The 1,241-nt window shown below is 72.3% G+C and carries 1 pseudogene; it reads left to right on the forward strand.

The annotated features are described in order from the left end of the window. Positions 1–1,241 (forward strand): annotated as a pseudogene (locus P3W85_RS17250) (hemagglutinin); the annotation flags it as partial.

Raw genomic sequence — 1,241 nt, forward strand, 5'->3', positions numbered from 1 at the left:
CGGCGCGGGGTGGGCACCGACGGCAACACCACGTCGACCACGCGCGGCAACGAGATCTCGCCGCAGTTCGTGGCCAGTGGTAGTGCGGGCAGCGCGGGCAAGGTGACCAACAGCGGGCTGATCCTGGCCACGGAGGGCGACGTGACGCTGGCCGGGCGCGACGTGCAGCAGTTCGGGGTGGCGGTGGCGACCACCACGGCCAACACGCGCGGCACGGTGCACCTGCTGAACTCGGCCGCGGACACGCAGGGGAGGGTGACGCTGGGGCCGGGAGCGGTGACGGCGGTGCTGATCGACGACGACGGCAAGACCACGGCGCTGGACAGCCAGCGCGACGCGCTGATCCAGGACTCGGCGGCGCAGGACCTGCTGCGCGCGGGGGCGGCGTCGGGGCTGTTCGACAACCTGTCGAGGCTGTCGGACCGGCGCGACCAGTCGCGGGTGGAGATCGTCAGCGGGGGCGACGTGCTGTTCCAGGGCGATTCGCTGACGCTGGCCACGGGCGGGCAGATCGCGGTGAGCGCGACGGGGCGCAGCTTCGTGGCCAACCGGGCGCAGCTGGATGTGTCGGGGGCGGTGGGCGTGGCGCTGGCGATGGACACAAACAACGTCAAGGTCAATGTGCAGGGCAATGAGCAGCGCGACGCGCCGGGCAACCGCGACAGCGGGAACCTGCTCAATGCGAACGTGTGGATCGACCGGCGCCGGCTGGTGTACGTGCCGGCGGGCGTGGGCGGCTACGCGACCGAGCGCTGGTACACCGGGGGCGGGCTGCTGGAGGTGGGCGGCTACCTGGGCAACCAGGGACACCGGATCGGCGAGTGGGCGGCGCAGGGCGGCACGGTGACGCTGGGCGGCAAGGAGGTGGTGACGCAGGCGGGCTCGTCGATCAACCTGTCGGGCGGCAGCCTGGACGTGCAGACGGGGTACCTGAGGCAGACGTGGTTCAAGGGGGCGGACGGGACGCTGGCCAACGCCAACAACGCGCCGGCGGGGGTGTTGTACACGGGTGTCTACACCGGCTTCGACGACGAGCATCCGCGCTGGGGCAAGACGGCGACGCAGTCGTATGCGAGCCCGCTGATCGGGCCGCAGCAGGTGCTGCAGAACGGCTACACGGTGGGCCGCGACGCGGGCCGCCTGCAGGTGAGCGCGCCGACGGCGGTGCTCGAAGGCGAGGTGGTGGCCAAGGTGTTCAACGGGGCGCAGCAGACGCAGGCGCGCGCGGCCGGCCTCGCCGA

Source organism: Cupriavidus basilensis (assembly GCF_029335485.1).
Classification (GTDB): Bacteria; Pseudomonadota; Gammaproteobacteria; order Burkholderiales; family Burkholderiaceae; genus Cupriavidus; species Cupriavidus basilensis_E.